19 protein-coding genes are annotated in these 20,119 nt (G+C 63.0%); 7 read left to right on the plus strand and 12 right to left on the minus strand.

What is annotated here, in order from left to right:
- The 4 genes from lnt to WDB86_RS18120 all read right to left on the minus strand — a co-directional run bounded on the left by lnt (position 1) and on the right by WDB86_RS18120 (position 3,778).
- Positions 1-1,533, minus strand: coding sequence for an apolipoprotein N-acyltransferase (gene lnt / locus WDB86_RS18105; protein WP_341486001.1), 1,533 nt, complete (start codon positions 1,531-1,533; stop codon positions 1-3).
- Positions 1,534-1,590: 57 nt separating this feature from the next.
- Entirely contained in the window at positions 1,591-2,481 is an 891-nt protein-coding gene (locus WDB86_RS18110) for a hemolysin family protein (protein ID WP_330629250.1), read from the minus strand.
- 35 nt (positions 2,482-2,516) lie between these two features.
- Entirely contained in the window at positions 2,517-3,017 is a 501-nt protein-coding gene (gene ybeY, locus WDB86_RS18115) for an rRNA maturation RNase YbeY (RefSeq protein ID WP_330629249.1), read from the minus strand.
- A gap of 110 nt (positions 3,018-3,127) precedes the next feature.
- Positions 3,128-3,778, minus strand: coding sequence for a pyridoxamine 5'-phosphate oxidase family protein (locus WDB86_RS18120; RefSeq protein ID WP_339109835.1), 651 nt, complete (start codon positions 3,776-3,778; stop codon positions 3,128-3,130).
- 61 nt (positions 3,779-3,839) lie between these two features.
- Here WDB86_RS18120 and WDB86_RS18125 point away from each other — a divergent pair, with 61 nt between their 5' ends.
- The 7 genes from WDB86_RS18125 (at position 3,840) to WDB86_RS18155 (ending at position 11,479) form a co-directional block, all read left to right on the plus strand.
- Positions 3,840-5,276, plus strand: coding sequence for a PLP-dependent aminotransferase family protein (locus WDB86_RS18125; RefSeq protein WP_341486002.1), 1,437 nt, complete (start codon positions 3,840-3,842; stop codon positions 5,274-5,276).
- Between the two features lie 119 nt (positions 5,277-5,395).
- A complete protein-coding gene (locus WDB86_RS18130; RefSeq protein WP_339109833.1) occupies positions 5,396-6,130 on the plus strand; it encodes an OB-fold-containig protein in 735 nt (244 codons plus the stop codon).
- Between the two features lie 54 nt (positions 6,131-6,184).
- Positions 6,185-7,837 carry a flotillin domain-containing protein gene (locus WDB86_RS18135; protein WP_330629245.1) on the plus strand — a complete coding sequence of 551 codons (1,653 nt, stop codon included), beginning with the start codon at positions 6,185-6,187 and terminating at the stop codon, positions 7,835-7,837.
- A 188-nt stretch (positions 7,838-8,025) separates the two neighbouring features.
- Positions 8,026-8,463, plus strand: a complete 438-nt coding sequence (locus WDB86_RS18140) for a DUF2946 family protein (RefSeq protein WP_330629244.1) — start codon at positions 8,026-8,028, stop codon at positions 8,461-8,463.
- A gap of 123 nt (positions 8,464-8,586) precedes the next feature.
- Positions 8,587-9,681, plus strand: a complete 1,095-nt coding sequence (locus WDB86_RS18145; protein WP_341486003.1) for an ABC transporter substrate-binding protein — start codon at positions 8,587-8,589, stop codon at positions 9,679-9,681.
- Positions 9,678-10,736 (plus strand): iron ABC transporter permease, encoded by a 1,059-nt coding sequence (locus tag WDB86_RS18150; RefSeq protein WP_330629242.1) that lies wholly within the window; start codon positions 9,678-9,680, stop codon positions 10,734-10,736. Before WDB86_RS18145 ends, WDB86_RS18150 begins: the two co-directional genes overlap by 4 nt.
- The gene (locus tag WDB86_RS18155; protein ID WP_330629241.1) at positions 10,730-11,479 is read left to right on the plus strand and encodes an ABC transporter ATP-binding protein; all 750 of its coding nucleotides are present in this window, start codon (positions 10,730-10,732) and stop codon (positions 11,477-11,479) included. The genes WDB86_RS18150 and WDB86_RS18155 overlap by 7 nt, the downstream gene beginning before the upstream one ends.
- Positions 11,480-11,536: 57 nt before the next feature.
- On the opposite strand, the gene WDB86_RS18160 is transcribed toward WDB86_RS18155, so the two are convergent.
- From WDB86_RS18160 to WDB86_RS18195, 8 genes are all read right to left on the minus strand, one after another.
- Positions 11,537-12,268 carry an SDR family oxidoreductase gene (locus WDB86_RS18160; RefSeq protein WP_330629240.1) on the minus strand — a complete coding sequence of 244 codons (732 nt, stop codon included), beginning with the start codon at positions 12,266-12,268 and terminating at the stop codon, positions 11,537-11,539.
- 135 nt (positions 12,269-12,403) lie between these two features.
- Positions 12,404-13,672 carry a D-tagatose-bisphosphate aldolase, class II, non-catalytic subunit gene (locus WDB86_RS18165; protein WP_341486004.1) on the minus strand — a complete coding sequence of 423 codons (1,269 nt, stop codon included), beginning with the start codon at positions 13,670-13,672 and terminating at the stop codon, positions 12,404-12,406.
- Positions 13,669-14,652 carry a sugar kinase gene (locus WDB86_RS18170; protein WP_341486005.1) on the minus strand — a complete coding sequence of 328 codons (984 nt, stop codon included), beginning with the start codon at positions 14,650-14,652 and terminating at the stop codon, positions 13,669-13,671. The genes WDB86_RS18165 and WDB86_RS18170 overlap by 4 nt, the downstream gene beginning before the upstream one ends.
- A gap of 72 nt (positions 14,653-14,724) precedes the next feature.
- Entirely contained in the window at positions 14,725-15,609 is an 885-nt protein-coding gene (locus WDB86_RS18175) for a sugar phosphate isomerase/epimerase (RefSeq protein ID WP_330629237.1), read from the minus strand.
- 194 nt (positions 15,610-15,803) lie between these two features.
- Positions 15,804-16,811 carry an ABC transporter ATP-binding protein gene (locus WDB86_RS18180; protein ID WP_330629236.1) on the minus strand — a complete coding sequence of 336 codons (1,008 nt, stop codon included), beginning with the start codon at positions 16,809-16,811 and terminating at the stop codon, positions 15,804-15,806.
- Positions 16,812-16,822: 11 nt separating this feature from the next.
- The gene (locus tag WDB86_RS18185) at positions 16,823-17,653 is read right to left on the minus strand and encodes a carbohydrate ABC transporter permease (RefSeq protein ID WP_330629631.1); all 831 of its coding nucleotides are present in this window, start codon (positions 17,651-17,653) and stop codon (positions 16,823-16,825) included.
- Between the two features lies 1 nt (position 17,654).
- Positions 17,655-18,527, minus strand: a complete 873-nt coding sequence (locus WDB86_RS18190; protein ID WP_330629630.1) for a sugar ABC transporter permease — start codon at positions 18,525-18,527, stop codon at positions 17,655-17,657.
- Positions 18,528-18,837: 310 nt separating this feature from the next.
- Positions 18,838-20,046 (minus strand): ROK family transcriptional regulator, encoded by a 1,209-nt coding sequence (locus tag WDB86_RS18195; RefSeq protein WP_330629629.1) that lies wholly within the window; start codon positions 20,044-20,046, stop codon positions 18,838-18,840.
- Positions 20,047-20,119 lie beyond the last annotated feature (73 nt).

Consider the following 20,119-nt stretch of genomic DNA (forward strand, 5'->3'; position numbering starts at 1 on the left):
CTAGACCTCTGCGCGGGGCCGGTCAACGATAATTAGCCCAAAACCCCTTAAGAGAAGTAAAGCCACAAGCATCGCCGTGATGCTGGGCCAATCCCCCAGACGGGCATAAACCGTTACGGGCAAGGCCTTAGGCACGGCAACATCCAGATGCCCCTCGCGGTTCATACCGATACGCTCCCGCAGGCGCCCATAGGGATCGATCAGCCCCGAAATGCCGGTATTGGCCGCGCGCACCACCGGCAGCCCGAATTCGATCGCGCGCATCTGGGACAGACTCAGATGCTGGCGCGGCCCCGACAGCTGGCCAAACCACGCATCATTGGTGATCTGCATGATCCAGTCGGGCCGTTCGGGCGCATGGCGGATATCCTGCGGGAACACCGCCTCGTAGCAGATCAGCGGTTGCACCTGCCCTGCCGGTCCGAGATCAAGCACGGTTTCGGCGCGCCCTGCCGAATAGCCATTGCCCTCTTGCGCGGCAAAGGCGCTGATCCCCAGCTTCGCCAATGCATCCCCGAAGGGGATATATTCCCCGAACGGCACCAGATGCACCTTGTCGTAAAGCGCGGTGATCCTTGCCTGCCCGTCCAGCACGGCAAGGGAATTGTAATAACGGTCCCCGTCACTGCGCTGGATCCCCAGCGCAATCGGCACCCCCTTGCCCGATTGCGCCACCATCTCCAGACCATCGCCGGGCCAGTTGAGCAAGAAGGGCACCGAGGTCTCGGGCCAGACAATCAGATCCAGCGGCGTCTTGGCGGGGGCCGAGGACTGGTCCAGCAGGCGCTGGAAGAACAGGGCGCGATATTGTGGCAGCCATTTCAGCTTCTGCTCGGCATTGGGTTGGACAATGCGGATTTCGGCGGGGCGGGCGGGATAGTCGACAGGGGTGGCCAGCCGCGCCTGCCCCCAGCCCCAGATCGCCGCCGTGCCCAGCCACAGACACAGCCCCGCGCCCAAGCCCCCTTTGCCCGCCCTGTAGCGGCCCGGGAAAGACAGCGTGACCGCCAGCAGCAGGGTGACACAGCTCAGCCCCAGTTGCCCTGTCAGAGAGGCCAGTTGCGCCACCGGCGTTCCGATCCAGATATGGCCGAACAGCACCCAGGGAAAGCCGGTGAACGCGTAGCTGCGGATCGCATCGGTCAGCCCCAGCCCCAGCGCAATCCCCAAAGCCCGTGTCACCGGCCCATGCCCGAGCCGCGCCCCCAGACCGGCCCCCGCCGCCCAGAACGCCCCGAACCCCGCCCCCATCAGCGCCAGCGCGAAAGGGGCCATCCAGCCGAAAACCTCGGGCTCGACAAAGAACGGCTCGGTGATCCAGTACATCGTCACACAGGTATGGCCGCCCCCCGCCATGAAGGCGGCCCAAGCGACATGGGCGGGGCGCTGGCGCGACAGAAAGCGCAGCAGCAGCCCCAAAGCGAGGATTGCCACCGGCCACAGGCTCACAGGAACCTGCCCCAGACCGATGCCACAACCGGCCAGAAAGGCCAGACCCAACACGTTCCAGACCGGTCGAGCCGGAGATCTCATGAAACCGAAAATACGCAAGAAATCCTGACCTTACCTGCCGATCTTAATCCAGCACATTCACTCTGCCGGAGCCACTCCGGGCAGGCGCACACGCAGGCGTTTGATGCGGCGCGGGTCGGCATCGAGCACTTCGAATTCGACCCCGCTTTCGGCCACGATCACTTCGCCCCGTGCCGGAACACGCCCGATCTGCATGAAGACCAGCCCCCCCAGACTGTCAATCTCCTGCTCTTCTTCCGGATCGGCCAGCACATGCCCGATCTCGGCCTCGAAATCGCTGAGCGGCGCACGGGCCAGCACGACCCATTGGCCGGGCTTTTCCTGCCGCCACATTCCGCCTTCGACCTCGTCATGTTCGTCCTCGATCTCGCCAATGACCTGTTCGATCAGATCCTCCAGCGTAAGAAGGCCGTCCACCCCGCCATATTCGTCGATCACCAGAGCCATATGGATGCGCTGCACCTGCATCTTCTGCAAAAGCACCCCGATCGGCATCGAGGGCGGCACATAAAGCAGCGGGCGCATCAGATCCTGCATCACCACATGATCGGGCTGATGGTCGTTGAACCCGTATTGCAAGGCAAGATCCTTGAGGTGGATCAGGCCAAGAGGCTGGTCCAATGTCTCGTGGAAAACCGGCAGGCGGGAATAACCATGTTCGCGGAAAACAGCGACCAGTTCTGCGGGCGGGATATCGTCCGGAACGGCCACGATTTCGACTTTGGGAATGGCAATATCGCCGACACGCATGCGGCGCAGATTGCCCAAGCCAAGCGGGGCGTGTTGCGGTGTTTGCGCAGGTTCGTCATACACCGCGTCTTCGACCGCGGCAGAGCCCCCGAACAAACGTCCAAGAAAACCCCGCGATCGGGGTTCGGAATTTTCTCCCGGTTCCTCTTCGGAAACCGGGCTTTCGGCGGAGAGAGCTCCGTCAGCGGCCTGTCCCATTCGTCCTTTCCAAAATTACACCGCGCGTGGCGGCCTCAAAATTCATATGGGTTTGCGATACCCTGCTTTTCAAGGATGCGGATTTCCAGCGCTTCCATCAAGACCGCATCTGCATCCCTCACGTGATCGTAGCCCAAAAGATGCAATAACCCGTGAATAATCAGATGAAGAACGTGATCTTGCGCGGATTTCTGCTGCTCTGTGGCTTCACGGATGCAGGTTTCATAGGCCAGAGCCAGATCTCCCAGCGCAATCGTGCCGAACATATCGGGCTCCGGCACCTGTGGCACATCGCCCTCGGTTTCGGCCCCCCGTTCTTCGGCAGGCCAGCTCAGCACATTGGTGGCCTTGTCCTTTGCCCTGAATTCCGCATTCAGCTCCTTGATGCGGGCATCATCGCAGCCCAGCACCGACAGCTCGCAAAGGTCAGCCTCAAGACCAAGCGCCGCGCATACGGCCTCTGTCGCCTTTTCACAAAGCGCCTCAAGCCCGAGCTCCGCCCAGCGGGAATCGTCAATATCAATATCGATCTGCATTCCCGTTCGCTACAATGCGCCCCCCTGTCCGGCAAGAGGCTTCCGCAGTGGCTCACCAAAATGCGTCCTCAGGCCCGCCGCGATCCGTAACCGTCAGGCGGGCCCAAAGCTCAGAGCCGGAACCCCCTCACATGCGCTGGCATCTCGACCCCCGGCAGATTGCGCGGATCGGGTTCGGGGGCCCCCACCACGCTGCGCACCGGAAGGACGCCCGCCCAGATCGGCAGCTCGTAATCGGCATCCTCGTCCTTCGGACCGCCGCTCCGCGTCTTCGCGCTGCCCTCGGCGATCTCCAGCCCCAGCACCATCGTCGCTTTCAGATCCTGCGCATGATCGGGGCGCAGGGTGCCATAACGGCCCGGAAAGAGCGTATCGACAAAGCGCCCCAGTTTCGCGTGCTTCTCGGCAGGGTCTTCCACCTTGAACGCCCGCCCGTATAGCGTGACCGAACGCGAATTGACCGAATGGTGCATCCCCGAGCGCGCCAGCACGAACCCGTCCAGAATGGCGACGCTCAGACACACGTCGGCATCGCGGGAATGGCGCAGCGCACGGCTGGCAGAGGAGCCGTGCCAGTAGACATGATTGCCCTCGCGCCATTGCAGCGTGGGCGTAACAAAGGGTTTTCCATCAATTACATAGCCGACGCTGCACATCGGCTGCGCGTCAAGGATGGCATAAATGGCCTCGCGGTCGAAACAGCCGCGCTCATGGCTGCGGCGAAGGCGGGTGCGCTCGGTGACGGGCAGGGTATCTGACATGGGAAGAGATCCGAAATTGAACTTGCCGCCTCAGGTCTGGCGGCATATTGGTATTTTATAAATGGCCAATTTCGGTAAATCATATCAGTCCAATCTGGACAGCGCCCTGTTTGCACTGCTGCTGGACCCTGCGGCCGCCGAAAGCCTGCAGGCCCAGCTTCTGGACGGGCTACGGCGCAAGATCCTGTCCTCCAACGCCTTTTGCGGCGTCAGGCTTCCGGCAAGCCGCGTTCTGGCGGCCGAATTATCGGTCTCGCGTACGACAGTGCAGATTGTCTATGACCAGTTGATTTCCGAGGGCTATCTGGTCACCAGACAGGGGGCAGGCACATTTGTCGCGCAGGAACTGCCGCATCTGTCACGGGTGGCCAGCGTGCCGCGTCACCCGCCCGCACCGGTCGCCAGCTGGCGGCCCTTTCAAAGCGCCCTGCCCGATCCGGCCCTGATGCCCCATGCCCAATGGGCGCGTCATCTGGACCGCGCCTGGCGCGCGCCCTCGGCCGATCTGCTGGCCCGCCCCGACCCGCTGGGGTGGTATCCGCTGCGCGCTGCAATCGCCGATCACCTTCTGGCATGGCGTCAGCTTGCCTGCGACCCGCAGCAGGTGGTGATCACCTCGGGGGCGCGCGACGCCTTCGAGATCATCTTCCGCGCGCTTTTGCCGCCCAAAACCACCGTGGCCATCGAAGATCCCTGCTGGCCGAAAATGGCACGCACCCTGATGTCCTGCGGAGCGCGAGCCCATCCGGTCCGCATCGGCCCCGAGGGGCTGGACCCCGCGCAGATCCCCGCCCGCGCCAGAGCCGCGATAGTGACGCCCTCGCGCCATTACCCGACGGGTCGCAGCATGCCCCTGTCCAGCAGGCTGGCGCTTCTGGAATGGGCCGGTCGCTCCGGCGGGGTGGTGATCGAGGATGATTATGACAGCGAATTCCGCTATCGTGGCCAGCCGCTGCCGGCATTGGCGGGGCTCGACCGGCTGGAGAATGTCCTGTATCTGGGCAGTTTCTCGAAACTGCTCAGCGCCGCCCTGCGGATCGGCTATATGGTGGTGCCCCAGCGCATGCTGCCACAGATCGCGGCCTATTTCGACGCGGTCGGAGGGCAGGCCTCGCTGACCCCGCAGCCCGCGCTCGCCAGTTTCATGGAGAGCGGTGAATTCGCGCTGCATCTGCGCCGGATGCGACGGGTTTATGCGCGCCGGCAGGCCTATCTGCTTTCGGCGATGGCACCGGCGCAGGGGTTTGTAGAACTCGCGCCCGATGCGGGCGGAATGCATCTTTGCGCGGGGCTCGGACCAAAGCTGCAAGGGCGGGTCAGCGACCGCGAGATCAGTGCCGAGGCCGCCAAGGCAGGGCTATGCGTGGCCGCCCTCTCCGATCATTGCAGCCTGCCGCACGGACCAGAAGCCCTGCTTCTGGGCTATGCGGGGTTTGACGAGGATACGCTTGGGGACGCGGCCCGCCGCCTCTGCGCGCTTCTGGCCCGCATGGGATGAGCGGATGGCCTTGTGTTCTACCAAAGGCGGAAACCTGCCCGTGACCTGCCAGAGTTTTGCCTTGAACCCGCGGGCATCTTTCGCAATTGTACCACACAACTCTTCTGGCTTTTGTATCCATGACTTTACTCTATGATCCGGGGCTTACCCCGTTTTTGATTGCCGCAGGCCTTGTGGTGGCCCTTCTCCTGCTTGAGGTGGTGATGCTTCTCACCGGCCTGTCGACAACGGGTGACAGCGGCGATCTGGCTTTGGATATGGAGGCAGATGCCGACCTGATCGGACTGAGCGCCCCCGAAATTGCCGCCGAGCTTGATCTGCCTACCGAGGTCGCGGTCCAGATCGAAGGCGCGTTTGACGGCCATTCGCCTGCCGCCCTGGAGGCCACACCCTCTGCGGGCGGTATCATGACCGATATGCTGGGGCTGAACAAACTGCCGCTCACAATCTGGCTGACCCTGTTCTGCGCGCTCTTCGCGGGGCTCGGGCTGGCGGTCCAGACCGGCCTGTGGCAGATCGTCGGGCAGGCCATGCCGCGCCTTCTGGCCGTGCCGGTGATCGCGGTTCCGGCCCTGGCGCTGACGCGGGGGCTGTCATCGGTCATCGCCCGTCTGCTGCCACGCGACGAAACCAGCGCGATCTCGGAGCGCAGTCTGGGGCGGCGGCGCGGTGTCGTCACGGTGGGCGAGGCACGGCGCGGCAGCCCCGCGCAGGTGCGGGTGACCGACAGTTTCGGCAACACCCATTATGCCATGCTGGAACCGCTATCGGAAAGCGATGTCATCGCGCAAGGCACCGAGGTGCTGGTTCTGAAACTTCCGGGCGGCGATCTGCGTCTGGTACCTATTGCGTAAAATTCCGGCAGAGCTTTCTGCCGTCAAAGTTTGTAAGAGACGGGAAATGTTTAAATGACTCTCATTCTAGGTGTAGCGATCCCTGTGCTACTGATCGTGGTGGCCTTTCTGGTGATCGCGATGATTTTCTCACGGATGTATAATCGTTCGACCCGCGAGGTCAGCCTTGTGAAAACCGGCACAGGCGGGCGCAAGGTCATCATCGACGGCGGCACGCTGGTCATTCCGGTGCTGCATGAAGTGACGCGGATCAATATGCGCACCACCCGTCTGGAAGTGCGTCGTGACGGCAATTCCGCGCTGATCACCAAAGACCGGATGCGGGTCGATGTGGGCGTGGAATTCTACGTCACCGTTCAGGCCACCGAAGAGGGCATCGCGCGCGCGGCCCAGACGCTGGGCGACCGCACCTTTGACGAACGCGCCCTGCGCGAGATGGTGGAAGGCAAGCTGGTTGATGGTCTGCGCGCTGTGGCCGCCAAGATGGATCTGGACGATCTGCACGAGAACCGCGCCAACTTCGTGCAGCAGGTGCAGCAGACCGTTACCGAGGATCTGCGCAAGAACGGCCTTGAACTGGAGTCCGTCTCACTGACCGCGCTGGACCAGACCCCGCTGAGCGGGCTGGACGAGAATAACGTCTTCAACGCCGAAGGGATGAAGAACCAGGCCGAGCGCATCGCCCAAAGCCGCAAGCAGCGCGCCGCCATCGAGGCGGATGCCGAGGTCGCCGTGGCCCGCTCGCGTCAGGAGGCCGAGGTCAAACGCTATGAGGTCGAGCGCGAGCAGGAAGAGGCCCGTGTTGCCCAGCGTGTGAAGATGGAAGAGCTGGCCGCCCGTGAAGAAGCCGAGAAAGCCCGCCAGCACGAAGAGGCCGAGATGGCCGCGCAACAGGCCCGTATCGCCCGTGAAAAAGCCATCGAAGTGGCCGAGCAGGACCGCCAGATTGCCGTCTCCGAGAAATCCGAGGCCGAAAGCCAGGCCCGCGCCCGTGCCGATCTGGCCAAAGCCGAGGCCATCAAGGCGACCGAGGCGATCGAGACCGAGCGCCGCGTGGCCGAGGGTGAGCGTCAGAAGCGCCTGACCATTCTTGCCGCGCAGGAAGAGGCCGAGCGTCAGGCAACCTCGATCCGTGTGGCCGCCAAGGCCGAGCGCGAGGCCGCCGATGACCGCGCCGCCGCCATGCGCGAACTGGCGCAGGCCGAGGCCGACCAGATCACCATCCGCGCCGAAGCCGCCAAGAAAGAGGCTCTGGCCGAGGCCGAGGGGATGCGCGCGCGCAAGCTGGCCGAGGCCGAAGGCACCCGCGCATTGGCCGAGGCCGAGAACGGTCTGTCGGAGGCCATTGTCGAATACCGTCTAGCGCAGGCGCGTCTGGAGGCGATGCCGAAGATCGTGGCCGAGATGGTCAAACCCGCAGAGAAGATCGGCGGCATCACCATCCATAAGGTCGATGGTCTGGGTAATGCGTCCACGGCGGCCGAAGGGGCCAAGGCCTCGGGCGGTGACGGGCTGGTCAATCAGGCCTTTGACGAGATGCGCAAGATGGCTTTCCAGCTTCCGGCGCTGGACAGCATCGGCAAGCAGGTCGGGCTGAATATGGAAAAGGGCATGAGCGGGCTGTTCGACGAGGTGATGCCCAAACCTTCTGCCCCGCCCGAGGCCAGCGCGGCAGCCCCTGCCGCACAACCGGCGCAAGACGTCTGAGATCTCTCCGCGCGAGCCCCCCTGACGGGCTCGCGTTTTTCGTATGGCCCCCGTCCGGACGGAAGCCGCGCTCGACAGGCCAGTTCGGGACGCGCCTTATCCCCTGCGGCATTTTGCACCCTCCGTCACAGTCTCCGGCAGGTAAAAACCGTTTTGCTCGGCCCCACCTGCCCGCTATAGATGCCCCCATGATGCAGTCCGGCCGATCTTCTCCGCCCCGCGCCCCAGGAGGCCGCTCCGCATGTTCTGCGGGGGCGGGCGTCTGGCTGCTGCGTCTGTGCCTGCTCTGCGCGCTGTTTCTCTCGGGGATCGTACCGCAGGGCATGATGCGCAACCCCGATGCGGAAGGCACGACGCTTGTGCTGTGCACCGGCGAAGGCCCCAAAGAACTGGTGATGCTGCCTGACGGCTCGGTCAAAGACCCCGATGCCCCCGCGCCGCAACGCCATAAGGTCTCGACCTGCCTTGCCGTGTCGCTGTCTCTGGCTGCGGTGCAGGCCGTGCCGGAATTGATGTTCAGCACCGCCGAATTCAGCCGTTATCGTCCCGACCCTGCCCCCGCGCCGCCTGTGATCCTGCGCCTATATGCGCCGGTCCAGCCGCGTGCACCACCGCGCGCCGCCTGATCGCGGAAGGCCGTGCTGCGCGGCATTCCGCTGTCTTCTGGCACCGCCGTTTCGGGTCTGCGGCCCTGCGGCAGGTTTTGGCATGCGGATCTGCGGGTCTGCGCAACAGGTTTGGAACTCAATATGAAAACGACTTTCTTTGCGGCGGTTGCCGCACTTGCCCTCTGCCCGCTGGTGGCACAGGCCGACATCACCGTGACCGATCTCGACGGGCGTGAAATCCATTTGGAACATGTGCCCGAACGTGTCGCATTGGGGTTTTACTACGAGGATTATCTGGCGGTTGCCGGTGCGGGCGCAGCCGATAAGATCGTCGCTCTGTCGCGCGCGCCCTGGGCCGATTGGCGCCCGAACCAATGGGCGGCCTATACCGCAAGGTTTCCGGCCCTTGAACAAGTGCCGGATTTCGGCAATGCCGATGATAACACCCTGTCGGCCGAGGCGCTGATTGCCACCCGCCCCGATGTGGCGATCCTGTCAAGCTGGCAGACCGCCGCCTTGGGGCAGGCCGGAGTGGCACAGATCGAAGCGGCAGGCATTCCGGTGGTGGCGCTGGATTACAACGCCCAGACATTAGAGCGCCATGTCCTTTCGACCCGTGTTCTCGGGGCTGTCATGGGCCAGCCCGAACGTGCCGAGAGGCTTGTGCATCTTTACGAGACGAAAACCCGCGACACGCTGGCGCGCATTGCCACAGCAGGCCCGTCGCATAAGAAGATCTATGTGGAACTGGCCCAGAAAGGCCCGGAAACCATTGGCAATTCCTATGGCTCCGGCATGTGGGCGGGGGTGATCGATCTGGTGGGCGGCCAGAATATCGCCAAAGGGCAGATCGAGAATTGGGGGCCGCTTTCGCCCGAATATGTCCTTGCCCAGCAACCGGATGTGATCTTGCTGGCAGGGTCGGAATGGCGCAATGCGCCGCAGGCGGTCAGCTTGGGTTTCGGCGCACAGGAGGCCTTGGCCCAGACCCGTCTGGCGGCCTATCTCACCCGCCCCGGCTGGTCCGACCTGCCCGCAGTGCGCCAGCATGAGGTGTATAGCATCTATCACGGCGGCAACCGCACCCTGTCGGATTTCGTCTATGCGCGGGCCATTGCCAAAGCCCTCTATCCGAAACTGTTTGCCGATATCGACCCTGCCGAGGAGCTGCGCGCCTATTATCATGACTGGATGCCGATCGAGGCGCAGGGCACCTTCATCACGAAGATGCCATGACCAGCGCGGCAACAACTGTCTGGCGGGCATGGGAAATCCGTGCCCGCAAGCGCCGCCTCGCATTGGGGCTTGCCTGTGTTGTGCTGGGGCTTCTGGTGCTGGCGGATCTGGGCACCGGCCCGTCGGGTATGGGGCCTGCCAAATTGTGGCAGACCCTGCTGGACGGGCCGGACGGGGCCGACAGGGCGTCGGCGGTGATCCTGTTCCAGATCCGGCTGCCGCAAACCGTGCTGGCGCTGATCGTGGGTGCGGCCTTGGGGATTTCGGGGCTGATGATGCAGACCATCCTCGCCAATCCGCTGGCCTCGCCCTTCACGCTAGGGTTCTCGGCAGCCTCGGGATTCGGCGCGGCGCTGGCCATCCTGTTCGGCACCCGCCTTGCCCTGCCGGTGCCGCCTTGGCTGCTGACACCGGCCTGCGCCTTTCTGGCGACACTCGGCGCTACGGCAATGATCTGGGCCGTCGCGCGGCTCAAGGGGTCCAAACCGGAGCTCCTAGTGCTGGCGGGGATTGCGGTGCTGTTCTTCTTCCAGTCGATGCTGTCTCTTGTGCAGTTCATGGCCTCGCCGGAGGTCTTGCAGCAAATCGTGTTCTGGCTGTTCGGGTCGTTGCTGAAGGCGAATTGGACGGCGGTGAAAGTCTCGGGCTGTATCGTGCTGCTATGCCTGCCCTTTATCGCCAGAGACACATGGGCGCTGACCACGCTGCGCATGGGTGAGGCCAATGCCGAAAGTCTGGGGCTGGACACCGATGCCTTGCGGCGACGGGTCTTCCTGCTGACCGCAGCACTCACCGCCGCCGCCGTGGCATTTACCGGCACCATCGGCTTTGTCGGCCTGATCGCGCCGCATGTGGCGCGGGCAATGGTGGGCGAGGATCACCGCTTCGGGCTGCCATTGGCCGCCGTGATCGGCGCACTGATCCTGTGTTCGGCATCGGTGGCCGCCAAGCTTCTGTCCAGCGGTGCCGCCATTCCGGTGGGCATCGTCACCGCCATTGCCGGCATTCCGATGCTGGCCGTGGTGATCCTGCGTCACGGAGATCGCGGATGCTGAATGCAAGCCTCGAGCAACAAACCCGCGGGCGACGCACCATTCTGGCCCCGATGCGTTTCAGCCTGCCCTGCGGTCGCCTGACCGCCGTTCTCGGCCCGAATGGCGCGGGCAAATCCACGTTGCTACAGGCGCTTTCGCGGGGCAAGGCCGCGGGGGCGCAGATCCTTGACGGGCGCAGGCAGCTTGGCCCGCGCGACATCTGCTACCTGCCGCAGGCCTTTGCGGTCGTCTCCGAACTCAGCGTGCTGGACTGCGTCATTCTGGGACAGCGCGAACGGCTGGGGCTGCGGGTGCCGCAACAGGCGGTCACACAGGCCCGCAGCCTTCTTGATCGTCTGGGGCTGGGGGATCTGGCAACGCGGGCGATGTCGGCACTCTCGGGCGGGCAGCAACAGCGGGTCCTGCTGGCGCAGCGGCTGTTTCGGGGCGGACGGGTGATGGCGCTTGACGAGCCGACATCGGCGCTTGATCTGCACCACCAGCTGGCGGTTCTGGGCTATCTGCGCGATTTCGCCGAACGCACCGGCACTGCCGTGGTGCTGTCGCTACACGATCTGAACCTTGCCGCGCGGTTTTGCACCCATGCCCTTCTTCTGGCCGAAGGGCGTCTGATCTGCGAGGAGACGCCGGAACGGGCGCTGAACGCGCCCGCGATCCGCCGGTTCTGGAAAGTCGCACCGGAATGGCTGCGCGACAGCGAGAACAATGCGGTGTTCGTGCCGCATATGCTGACGCATCGTTGAGCGCCCGAAAGACAGTCCCCGCCGCAACCGGATGACGGCTGCGGCGGGGAGATCCTGTCAGATATCGAAATTGCTGGGCAAAATCACGACATCGCGGATGGTGACCGTGCGCGGACGGCTCAACATGAACAGGATCGCCTCGGCGATATCCGACGGCTCGATCAGCGCGCCGTTTTCCTTGGCCTTGCGCAGGTTTTCCTCGGGCCAGTCGGCCAGCAGGGCCGAAACCACCGGACCGGGCGAGACCGAACCCACACGGATGCCATGTTTGTTCAGCTGGCGTCGCATGGTCTGGACAAAGCTGGTCATCGCCCATTTCGAGGCCGAATAGACCGGCTCCCACGGCACAGCCGTATGCCCTGCCACCGACGATGTGACGATGATATCGCCACAGCCCTGCGCGATCATCTGCGGGATCACGTTATGAACGTTCTTCATGACCGCGTTCACATTCAGATTGAGCATGCGGTCAATCGCAGCGGGGTCCGTGACCTCGACCAGATCGCCGCCGATATAGCTGCCCGCATTGCAGTGCAGAATATCGATCCGCCCCGCCAGTTCCATCACGCCCGACAGAAGCGAGGCACAGCTTTCGGGGTCCAGCAGGTCGATGACCAGCGGCAGGGCTTTCTCGCCCAGCTTTTCGGTCACGGCCTTCAATGCGGCACCATCACGGTCCACAAAGACCACCGTAGCGCCTGCCTCCAGCATCATCTGCGCACTGGCAAGACCGATCCCCGAGGCCGCACCCGTCACTGCGGCGACCTTGCCGCTTAGTTCATTGCTCATCTTCATCTCCTCCACGTTTTTCCCTTTCCGCCCCGATCGGGACGCGGATCAAGCGGTGTTGGCACAAGCCCCGTGCCTGTGCAAATGACAAAGCCCCGCGCGGCGCCCGTTTGCGCGCCGTGCAGCGGGCAGGCCTCAGACGGCACAGGCCGTATGATAGCTGCGGATCACCTCTTCGACCCGCCAGAGAAGCAGGGCCTCGGGGTCGAGCGGCCTGTCGGCAAAAGCTGTCGCGGCAGGCAGGTGCTGCCACATCAACGGCAACGGCACAACCTGCCCCTGCAGCGCCTCGAGAAGGGCGGCAACAGCGGCCTGTGCCTGCGGCTCGGCCCAGTAATAGCGGATACGATCCGACAGCGAATAATGCCGCAAGACACCCTGCTCGGCCGCATTGCCGCCGTAATGACGCGCCCAGTTAGCGGGTTTTTCCAGCATCAGCGCCTCAAGCGCCACTTTCAGAGGCCGCGCGCCATAGTCAGGCAGCAGATCCGAGGCGATCAGATCCAGCGCATATAGCGCCTCGCGCAGCGCAAAGGTCAGCTCCGGCCCGACTTTCAGGATGGCAAAGCCGTCCTGCACCAGTTGTGCCAAGGGCGCGGTCCCCTGATAATCGGTCGAATGGGCCTCGAAAACCAGCCCGTCCAGCGCTGGCAGGACATCGATCAGCGGCCTCGCCGGTGCGGGGTCATAGGCGATGACGTTATGATTGCCAAATTCCACCCCCGGCTGCACCACAATCGCGATCACGCGCGACAGGGCCGCGTCCAGACCACGGGCGGCGAAGATTTCGCGGTGGACGGCCAAGGTCGTCTTGGCCCCGTCGGGCGCGGTGGGGGTGATGGCCTCCAGCGCGTGATCGGCACCACCGGGAGGCGGAACCTCCGTGCCGATCACATAAAGGGGCATCGGCCCCGCCGCACCCGACGCGGTTCTTTCGGCCACAGCCGCCAGACGCGCGGCCCGATCCGCCGTCTGATGGTCATCCAGCGCGACGGGTTCGCCGCGACAGCCCATAGAGGCGTCCAGATGGATCTTGCGGAAGCCCGCCTCCACATAGGCCGCCACCATCTTCTCGGCTTCGGCCATCGCGGTTTCCGCGTCTTGGTCGCGCCACGGATTGGGGCCAAGATGGTCCCCCCCCAACAGGATCAGATCCTCGGGGCAGTTTTCCTCGGCGGCGATCCGGTAGACCATTTCGGCGAAATCCGCCGGTGTCATACCGGTATAGCCGCCAAGATGATTGACCTGATTGCAGGTCGCCTCGATGAGAACCGTCGCCCGTGTCCGCGCGCCATGACGCAGGGCCGCGCGCAGAACAACAGGATGGGCCGAACAGATCGAGCTTATTCCGACCGGATGTCCCGCCGCCCGCGACGGGGCCAGATCTTGCAACATGACATTCATGATGCTCTCCTTTGGGTGGTTGCGATAAAGGCATCCAGCTCCTCGCGGGTGCCTGCGCCCTCCATCGGGCCGCGCAGAGTGGCATTGCGCGCACCTGCGGCACAGCCATAGTCAAGCGCACTCTCCACAGGCTGGCCGAGCCTGCGGCAGGTCAGATAGGCCCCACCGAAACAGTCGCCCGCCCCTGTGGGATCGACCGCATCGACCACGAAAGACGGCGCATCGATGCGGCGGCCATCGGGCAGGAAGCAGCTTGCCCCTGCCTCGCCGCGTTTGAGCACGATCTCCTTGATGCCCCGCGCGAACAGGGCGGCAAGAGCGGCCTCCTCTCCGGCCACGCCCGCCGCATCTTCCAGCTCCTCGCCCGAGGGCAGAAGCAGGTCGGCCTGCCCCACCAGCCACAGGAAGCGTTCGCGCGTTTCGACGTCCTGTGTCAGCTCTTTGCGCAGGTTCGGGTCGAGCGACAGGGTGCCACCGCGCGCCTTGACCTGCGCCAGCACCTGCCGGATCACCTCCCACGCGCCAGAAATCGACAAGGCCGACCCCATGACATGCAGATGTCCCGCCCGCGCGGCCAGCGCCGCAACCGCAGGCGTCCAGCCGAAACGCGCCGCAGCCGAGCGTTCGATATTGAAAACGAAATCACGCGATCCATCCTCGCGATACCGCACGAAGGCACTGCCCGTGGGATAATCGGGATCGATCGCGATCCCCGAGACATCGACGCCATCGCGGACCAGCCGGTCGATATTGACCTGACCGAAATCATCGCGACCGACCGCGCCGATCATTGCGGCCTGCCCGCCGATACGCCCGCACTGGTCGATGAAAATCGCCGGTGCGCCACTGGGAAACGGGCCGATCAGCGGCAGGGCGTTACGAAACCCCTCCCCCGGCATGGTCGCCACGATTTCCACCAATATCTCGCCGATACAAAGGGTCGGCCCCAAAGCATCGGGCGCAAGATGAGAATTGTTCATCGCATAGCTCCTCCTGTGCGAAGAACGGGCAAGGCCCGAAGCCCCTGCCCTGTTCCGACGGTCCCGACGGCCTTACGCCGTGATATTGACCTCGCGCTTGCGCTGCGCCTCGGCCCAACGTTGCTCGATGAACTGCTTGGCATGCGCGGCCAGCGGGTTGTTATCGGTCCACGTATCGCGCCAGATCCCGCAGGTGCGCGACAGGCTCTCGTCGACGATTGCGCTGGAGAAGCTTTCGAACACGATATCGCGGTCGTAGTTGATATCGACAAGGGCGCTGAAGATCGACGCGAAGTCGATCGTGCCGGTGCCGAGGAAACCGCGATAATTCTCGTTGAAATGGTAATAGGTGCATTTGTCACCCGCCATGCGAATCGCGGCAGCGGGGTCGGCTTCCTCGATATTGGCGTGGAAGGAATCCAGATGCAGGAACACGTCATCGCGGCCCGTATCCTTGATGAACTGCAGACCCTGTGCCGTGGTATTGAGAAGGTTCGATTCAAAGCGGTTGACCACTTCAAGCGCGATCTCGACACCGCAATCCTTGGCGATCTCGGCAGTGGCCGCGATGGACTCGGCGCTATGCATCCAGCCGGTGCGGGTCGGCATGCTGTCATATTTGCCATGCATCGAGTAAAGGATACCGCCCAGACGGATGCCACCGATATCGCGCACCGCCTTGACCGCATCGGACAGAAGCTGACGGCCTTTGGCCACAACCGCCTTGTCGTCACTGGAGACATCTGCCGCCGCAGGCAGGCCCATCGTCACCACGATATCGACATCCAGCGCCTTCGCCTTCCGGGCCAACCGGTCCAGATCGAAGAGTTCGGGGCGCAGATAGGCGAATTCGATCATGCGGTAGCCATGCTCGGCTGTCTTATCAAGCGCCATTTCCAGCCCTTCCTGGGTCTGGCCGTTGGTCCATACGAAAGAGTGGATACCAAGTCGTCTCATGTTCAGTGCCTCCCTGAATCACATGTCAGAACAGGTTGTGCCTCTTTTTGTTTCTTCTAGCAACAAATAAGAAAGAGGATCGGAAAATTTTTGCCATAAATCTGGCAGATGCGCTTTCTATAGATCAGGCAGCACGACGCATATGCCGGTTTTGTTGCAAACGGCACATGCATGTTTTCCGCAAGGCGATACGTTTACCGGATCGCTTTACCGTTTTCGTCGAAGCGGTGGATGTTATGCTCTTGGGGAGTGAGCCAGACGGTGTCGCCGGCATGGACATCGACCTCGCCCGAGACGCGGACGTTGAACTGGCCGATGCCTTCGACCTGCACATGGGCATAGGTGTCCGAGCCAAGGTGCTCGGAGACGCCAACCAGACCCTCGATCGCGCCGTCGACCGGCGTGGTCGAGAGGTCGATATGCTCGGGGCGGATGCCGATGGCATGGGCCCCGCGGGCCGCGGCGCGCTCGCCTTCGATGAAGTTCATCTTGGGGCTGCCGATGAAGCCCGCGACAAAGCGGTTATCGGGGTTGCGGTAGAGATCGAGCGGGCTGCCCACCTGCTCGATGCGGCCTGCGCGCAGCACCACGATCTTGTCGGCCATCGTCATCGCCTCGACCTGATCATGGGTCACATAGATCATCGTGGTCTTGAGCTTCTGGTGCAGCTCCGAGATCTCGAGGCGCATGTTCACCCGCAACGCCGCGTCAAGGTTCGAGAGCGGTTCGTCAAACAGGAAGGCGGCCGGTTCGCGCACGATAGCCCGCCCGATGGCCACCCGCTGGCGCTGGCCGCCCGAAAGCTGGCCGGGCTTGCGGTGCAGGTAATCGGTGAGGTTGAGCGCCTCGGCCGCCGAGGCGATGCGGCGCTCCTGCTCGTCGGTGGGCACACCGGCCATCTTCATCGGGAAGGCGATGTTTTTCTTGACCGACATATGCGGGTAAAGCGCGTAGCTCTGGAACACCATCGCGAGGCCGCGCTTGGCGGGGGGGGCCTCGGTGGCATCCGTGCCGTCGATCATGATCTGCCCGCCCGAAAGATCCTCGAGCCCCGCGATCAGACGCAGCAGGGTGGATTTGCCGCAGCCCGACGGGCCCACGAAGACCACGAATTCGCCGTCCTTGATATCCAGATCCAGCGGCGGAATGACTTCGACTTCGCCAAAGGTCTTGCGCACGCCCTTCAGAGTGATTTGTCCCATGACTTATGTCCTTATTTCACCGCGCCGAAGGTCAGGCCGCGGACAAGTTGTTTCTGGCTGAACCAGCCCATGATCAGGATCGGCGCGATGGCCATGATCGAGGCGGCAGAGAGTTTTGCGTAGAAAAGCCCCTCGGGCGAGGAATAGGAGGCGATGAACTGCGTCAACGGCGCGGCTTTGGAAGCCGTGAGGTTGAGCGTCCAGAACGCCTCGTTCCAGGCGAGGATGATGTTGAGCAGCACCGTCGAGGCCATGCCCGGGACCGCCATCGGCGTCAGCACGTAAAGCACCTCTTCCTTCAGCCCCGCGCCATCCATGCGCGCCGCCTCCAGGATCTCGCCGGGGATCTCCTTGAAATAGGTGAACAGCATCCAGACGATGATCGGCAGGTTGATCAGCGTCAGCACGACGACCAGACCGATGCGGCTGTCCAGCAGCCCCAGATCGCGGAAGATCAGGTAGATCGGCACCAGAACCCCCACCGGCGGCAGCATCTTGGTGGACAGCATCCACATCAGGATATCCTTGGTCCGACGGCCCGGCACAAAGGCCATCGCCCAGGCGGCGGGCACCGCGATGATCAGCGCCAGCAGGGTCGAACCGACCGAGATGATGACCGAATTCATGAAGAATAGCGGGTAGTTCGAGCGTTCGAGCACGGTATGGTAGCTTTCCAGCGTCCAGCCCGAGAAGAGCACCTTGAGCGGCGAGGCGATCGCATTCCCTTCCGTCTTGAACGACAGGATGAAGATCCACAGGATCGGGAAGAAGATCGCAATGCCCACAGCCCAGGCAAGCACGGTGGTCAGCGCCTTGCGGCGGGGAGTGACGATACGGGACATCTCAGGCCTCCAGATTCTTGCCGATCATCCGCATCAGGAAGATCGCAACGATATTGGCCAGAATGATCGCGATGACACCGCCCGCCGAGCCGCCGCCGACATCGAATTGCAGCAGCGACTGCACATAGATCATATAGGTCAGGTTGGTCGAGGCCACGCCCGGACCGCCATTGGTGGTCACCAGGATCTCGGCAAAGATCGACAGCAGGAAGATGGTTTGGATCAGGATCACCACGGTGATCGCCCGCGACAGGTGCGGCAGCATGATGTAGAAAAACCGCGCCAGTTTCGAGGCCCCGTCCATCTCGGCCGCTTCCAGCTGTTCCTGATCAAGCGATTGCAGGGCCGTCAGCAGGATCAGCGTCGCAAAGGGCAGCCATTGCCACGAGACGATCCCGATGATCGAGGCCAGCGGCGCCTGGGCCAGAAAATCATAGGCCGGAAGCCCGAAGAGATGCGCGATATGCGCAAACAGCCCGTTGACCGGATTGAGGAACATGTTCTTCCACACCAGCGCCGAGACGGTGGGCATCACGAAGAACGGCGCGATCACCAGAATGCGCACGATCCCCTGCCCGAAGAAGGGCTGGTCCAGCAGCAGCGCCAGAAGAATGCCCCCCACGATGGTGATCGCCAGAACCCCCACCACCAGTAACACGGTGTTAAGCAGCGCCGTGATAAAGGCAGGATCCGTGACAAAGAACTCGTAATTGAGGAAGCCTGTCCATTCTTCCATGCCGGGCATGAGAAGGTTGTATCGCAGGAAGGAGAAGTAGAGCGTCATCGCCAGAGGGACGATCATCCAGCCGAGAAGAAGAATAACGGCAGGAGAAATCATCAACCTCGCAGCGGCGCGGGAATGCTTCGTGGCCATCTTAGCGCATCCTTCCTGCAAGGATGCGCCAGTGCCGCGCGGGATAGAAGCAAGATCTTATATCGCGCCGGTCGCGACACCCGAAATGCCGATGGCAAGGGGCGTAGGCTGTCATGGCGGCAGTCCTCCTCAGGCTTATCTGTCTGGAAGAGGGGCCGACGATTTCTGCATGCCGCGCCGACCGACAAGATGCCACGCATCTGTCGCTCCGACCTTCCCCCCTCGCGAATTCCTCCATTCGCGGGACGTAGCATGACCATATTTGCATCTTTTAGCAACAAATATTTTTTCTGCTAAAAAACGTTCCGTTTCAACTGTCTAGCAAAATGGCCGGGCGCTCTTCGGCATTTGTGAAGATCGCCTTATGCATCATACAGGCCGCCCCGAATGCAGATCCGGCCATCGCCTTGTCATTCAGATGAATCGCCGGAACCGGAAAGTCCTCGCCCTGCAGATCGCGAATATGGGCCAGCACGCGCGCCGCAATCAGCGGATAGAGCAAGGCCAGCGATCCCCCCAGCACCACCTGATTGGGATCGATCAACCGGCTGGCCTGCACGATCGCCCAAGCCAGACCGCGCGCCCAGTCCTCTGCGATCTCCACCGCGCGGGGCACCCTGTCGCGCACCTCCTGCTCCAATGTCGCAAGATCCGCCTCTGCCAGCCCCGAAACCTCTCGGAAGCGGCGCAGAACCGCAGCGCGCCCGATCGTTTGCTCCAGATTCAACGCACTGTCAGGCATATGCAAATGGCCGATCTCGCCCGCCAGCCCATGCCCGCCCCGCAGCAACTCTCCCTCGACCAGAAGGCCGCCGCCAATCCCCGCTTCGAGGAGCAGAAACAAGGTGACACCGCTGGCCGCATCGGGGGTAGAATAGGACGTGCCGATGGCAAATGCATTGGCGTCATTTTCGACGGCCACCGGAATTGTCTTTGGAAAACATTCCGGAAGGCTGGACAGCGCCAATTCCCGCAGGTCGACATTTTCCCATTTCAGCAGGGCCGCCGAGCGAACCTTGCGGCTGTCGCCTTCGGTGGTCAGCTGGGCCGGAACCGAGATCCCCACCCCCGCACAGCGCTCCATCAGAGCCGGATCGAAATCTTCAAGTAATTGCGCGATCGACTGGCGCACCGCATCTGCCGGACCAACCCTGTCCCCCTCGAACGGCTCTGTCCGGCAGTGGCGCAGCGCGCCGGTGAAATCGACCTGCACCGTTGTGATATGCTCGACACCAATCTCGACCCCCAGAACCCAAAGCGCCTCGGGGATCAGCTCCAGCAAGATCCCCGGACGCCCGGCCTGCGCGCGCGGCTCTGCCGTGGCGGTGGCGCGGACCTCGCGGACAAGCCCCCGCGCGATCATGTCACCAATGATCTTGCCCGAAGAGGACCGGTTCAGGCCCATGAGCCGTGCCAGATCCGCGCGACTCATCGAGCGGTGCTCGTGCAAGGCCTGCAAGGCCCCCAGAATATTGGTCTGACGGATTCGCTTCGGAGAGCTGGATATTTGTTGCATCATCAGTTCCCCTTTAAAGAGATATGCATAATTTGAGTTATGAATAGCATTCACTCACCGCTCATAGCGACAAAAG

The organism is Thioclava sp. GXIMD4215 (assembly GCF_045291555.1).
Classification (GTDB): domain Bacteria; phylum Pseudomonadota; class Alphaproteobacteria; order Rhodobacterales; family Rhodobacteraceae; genus Thioclava; species Thioclava litoralis.

What these genes read in the sequence shown, in the direction of transcription:
- WDB86_RS18125 (WP_341486002.1), top strand. Translation starts at nt 3,840, where the DNA reads ATGGCCAATTTCGGTAAATCATATCAGTCCAATCTGGACAGCGCCCTG.
- WDB86_RS18135 (WP_330629245.1), top strand. Translation starts at nt 6,185, where the DNA reads ATGACTCTCATTCTAGGTGTAGCGATCCCTGTGCTACTGATCGTGGTG.
- lnt (WP_341486001.1), bottom strand. Translation starts at nt 1,533, where the DNA reads ATGAGATCTCCGGCTCGACCGGTCTGGAACGTGTTGGGTCTGGCCTTT.
- WDB86_RS18145 (WP_341486003.1), top strand. Translation starts at nt 8,587, where the DNA reads ATGAAAACGACTTTCTTTGCGGCGGTTGCCGCACTTGCCCTCTGCCCG.
- WDB86_RS18120 (WP_339109835.1), bottom strand. Translation starts at nt 3,778, where the DNA reads ATGTCAGATACCCTGCCCGTCACCGAGCGCACCCGCCTTCGCCGCAGC.
- WDB86_RS18140 (WP_330629244.1), top strand. Translation starts at nt 8,026, where the DNA reads ATGATGCAGTCCGGCCGATCTTCTCCGCCCCGCGCCCCAGGAGGCCGC.
- WDB86_RS18165 (WP_341486004.1), bottom strand. Translation starts at nt 13,672, where the DNA reads ATGAATGTCATGTTGCAAGATCTGGCCCCGTCGCGGGCGGCGGGACAT.
- WDB86_RS18155 (WP_330629241.1), top strand. Translation starts at nt 10,730, where the DNA reads ATGCTGAATGCAAGCCTCGAGCAACAAACCCGCGGGCGACGCACCATT.
- WDB86_RS18150 (WP_330629242.1), top strand. Translation starts at nt 9,678, where the DNA reads ATGACCAGCGCGGCAACAACTGTCTGGCGGGCATGGGAAATCCGTGCC.
- WDB86_RS18190 (WP_330629630.1), bottom strand. Translation starts at nt 18,527, where the DNA reads ATGGCCACGAAGCATTCCCGCGCCGCTGCGAGGTTGATGATTTCTCCT.
- ybeY (WP_330629249.1), bottom strand. Translation starts at nt 3,017, where the DNA reads ATGCAGATCGATATTGATATTGACGATTCCCGCTGGGCGGAGCTCGGG.
- WDB86_RS18110 (WP_330629250.1), bottom strand. Translation starts at nt 2,481, where the DNA reads ATGGGACAGGCCGCTGACGGAGCTCTCTCCGCCGAAAGCCCGGTTTCC.
- WDB86_RS18185 (WP_330629631.1), bottom strand. Translation starts at nt 17,653, where the DNA reads ATGTCCCGTATCGTCACTCCCCGCCGCAAGGCGCTGACCACCGTGCTT.
- WDB86_RS18195 (WP_330629629.1), bottom strand. Translation starts at nt 20,046, where the DNA reads ATGATGCAACAAATATCCAGCTCTCCGAAGCGAATCCGTCAGACCAAT.
- WDB86_RS18130 (WP_339109833.1), top strand. Translation starts at nt 5,396, where the DNA reads ATGACTTTACTCTATGATCCGGGGCTTACCCCGTTTTTGATTGCCGCA.
- WDB86_RS18160 (WP_330629240.1), bottom strand. Translation starts at nt 12,268, where the DNA reads ATGAGCAATGAACTAAGCGGCAAGGTCGCCGCAGTGACGGGTGCGGCC.
- WDB86_RS18180 (WP_330629236.1), bottom strand. Translation starts at nt 16,811, where the DNA reads ATGGGACAAATCACTCTGAAGGGCGTGCGCAAGACCTTTGGCGAAGTC.
- WDB86_RS18175 (WP_330629237.1), bottom strand. Translation starts at nt 15,609, where the DNA reads ATGAGACGACTTGGTATCCACTCTTTCGTATGGACCAACGGCCAGACC.
- WDB86_RS18170 (WP_341486005.1), bottom strand. Translation starts at nt 14,652, where the DNA reads ATGAACAATTCTCATCTTGCGCCCGATGCTTTGGGGCCGACCCTTTGT.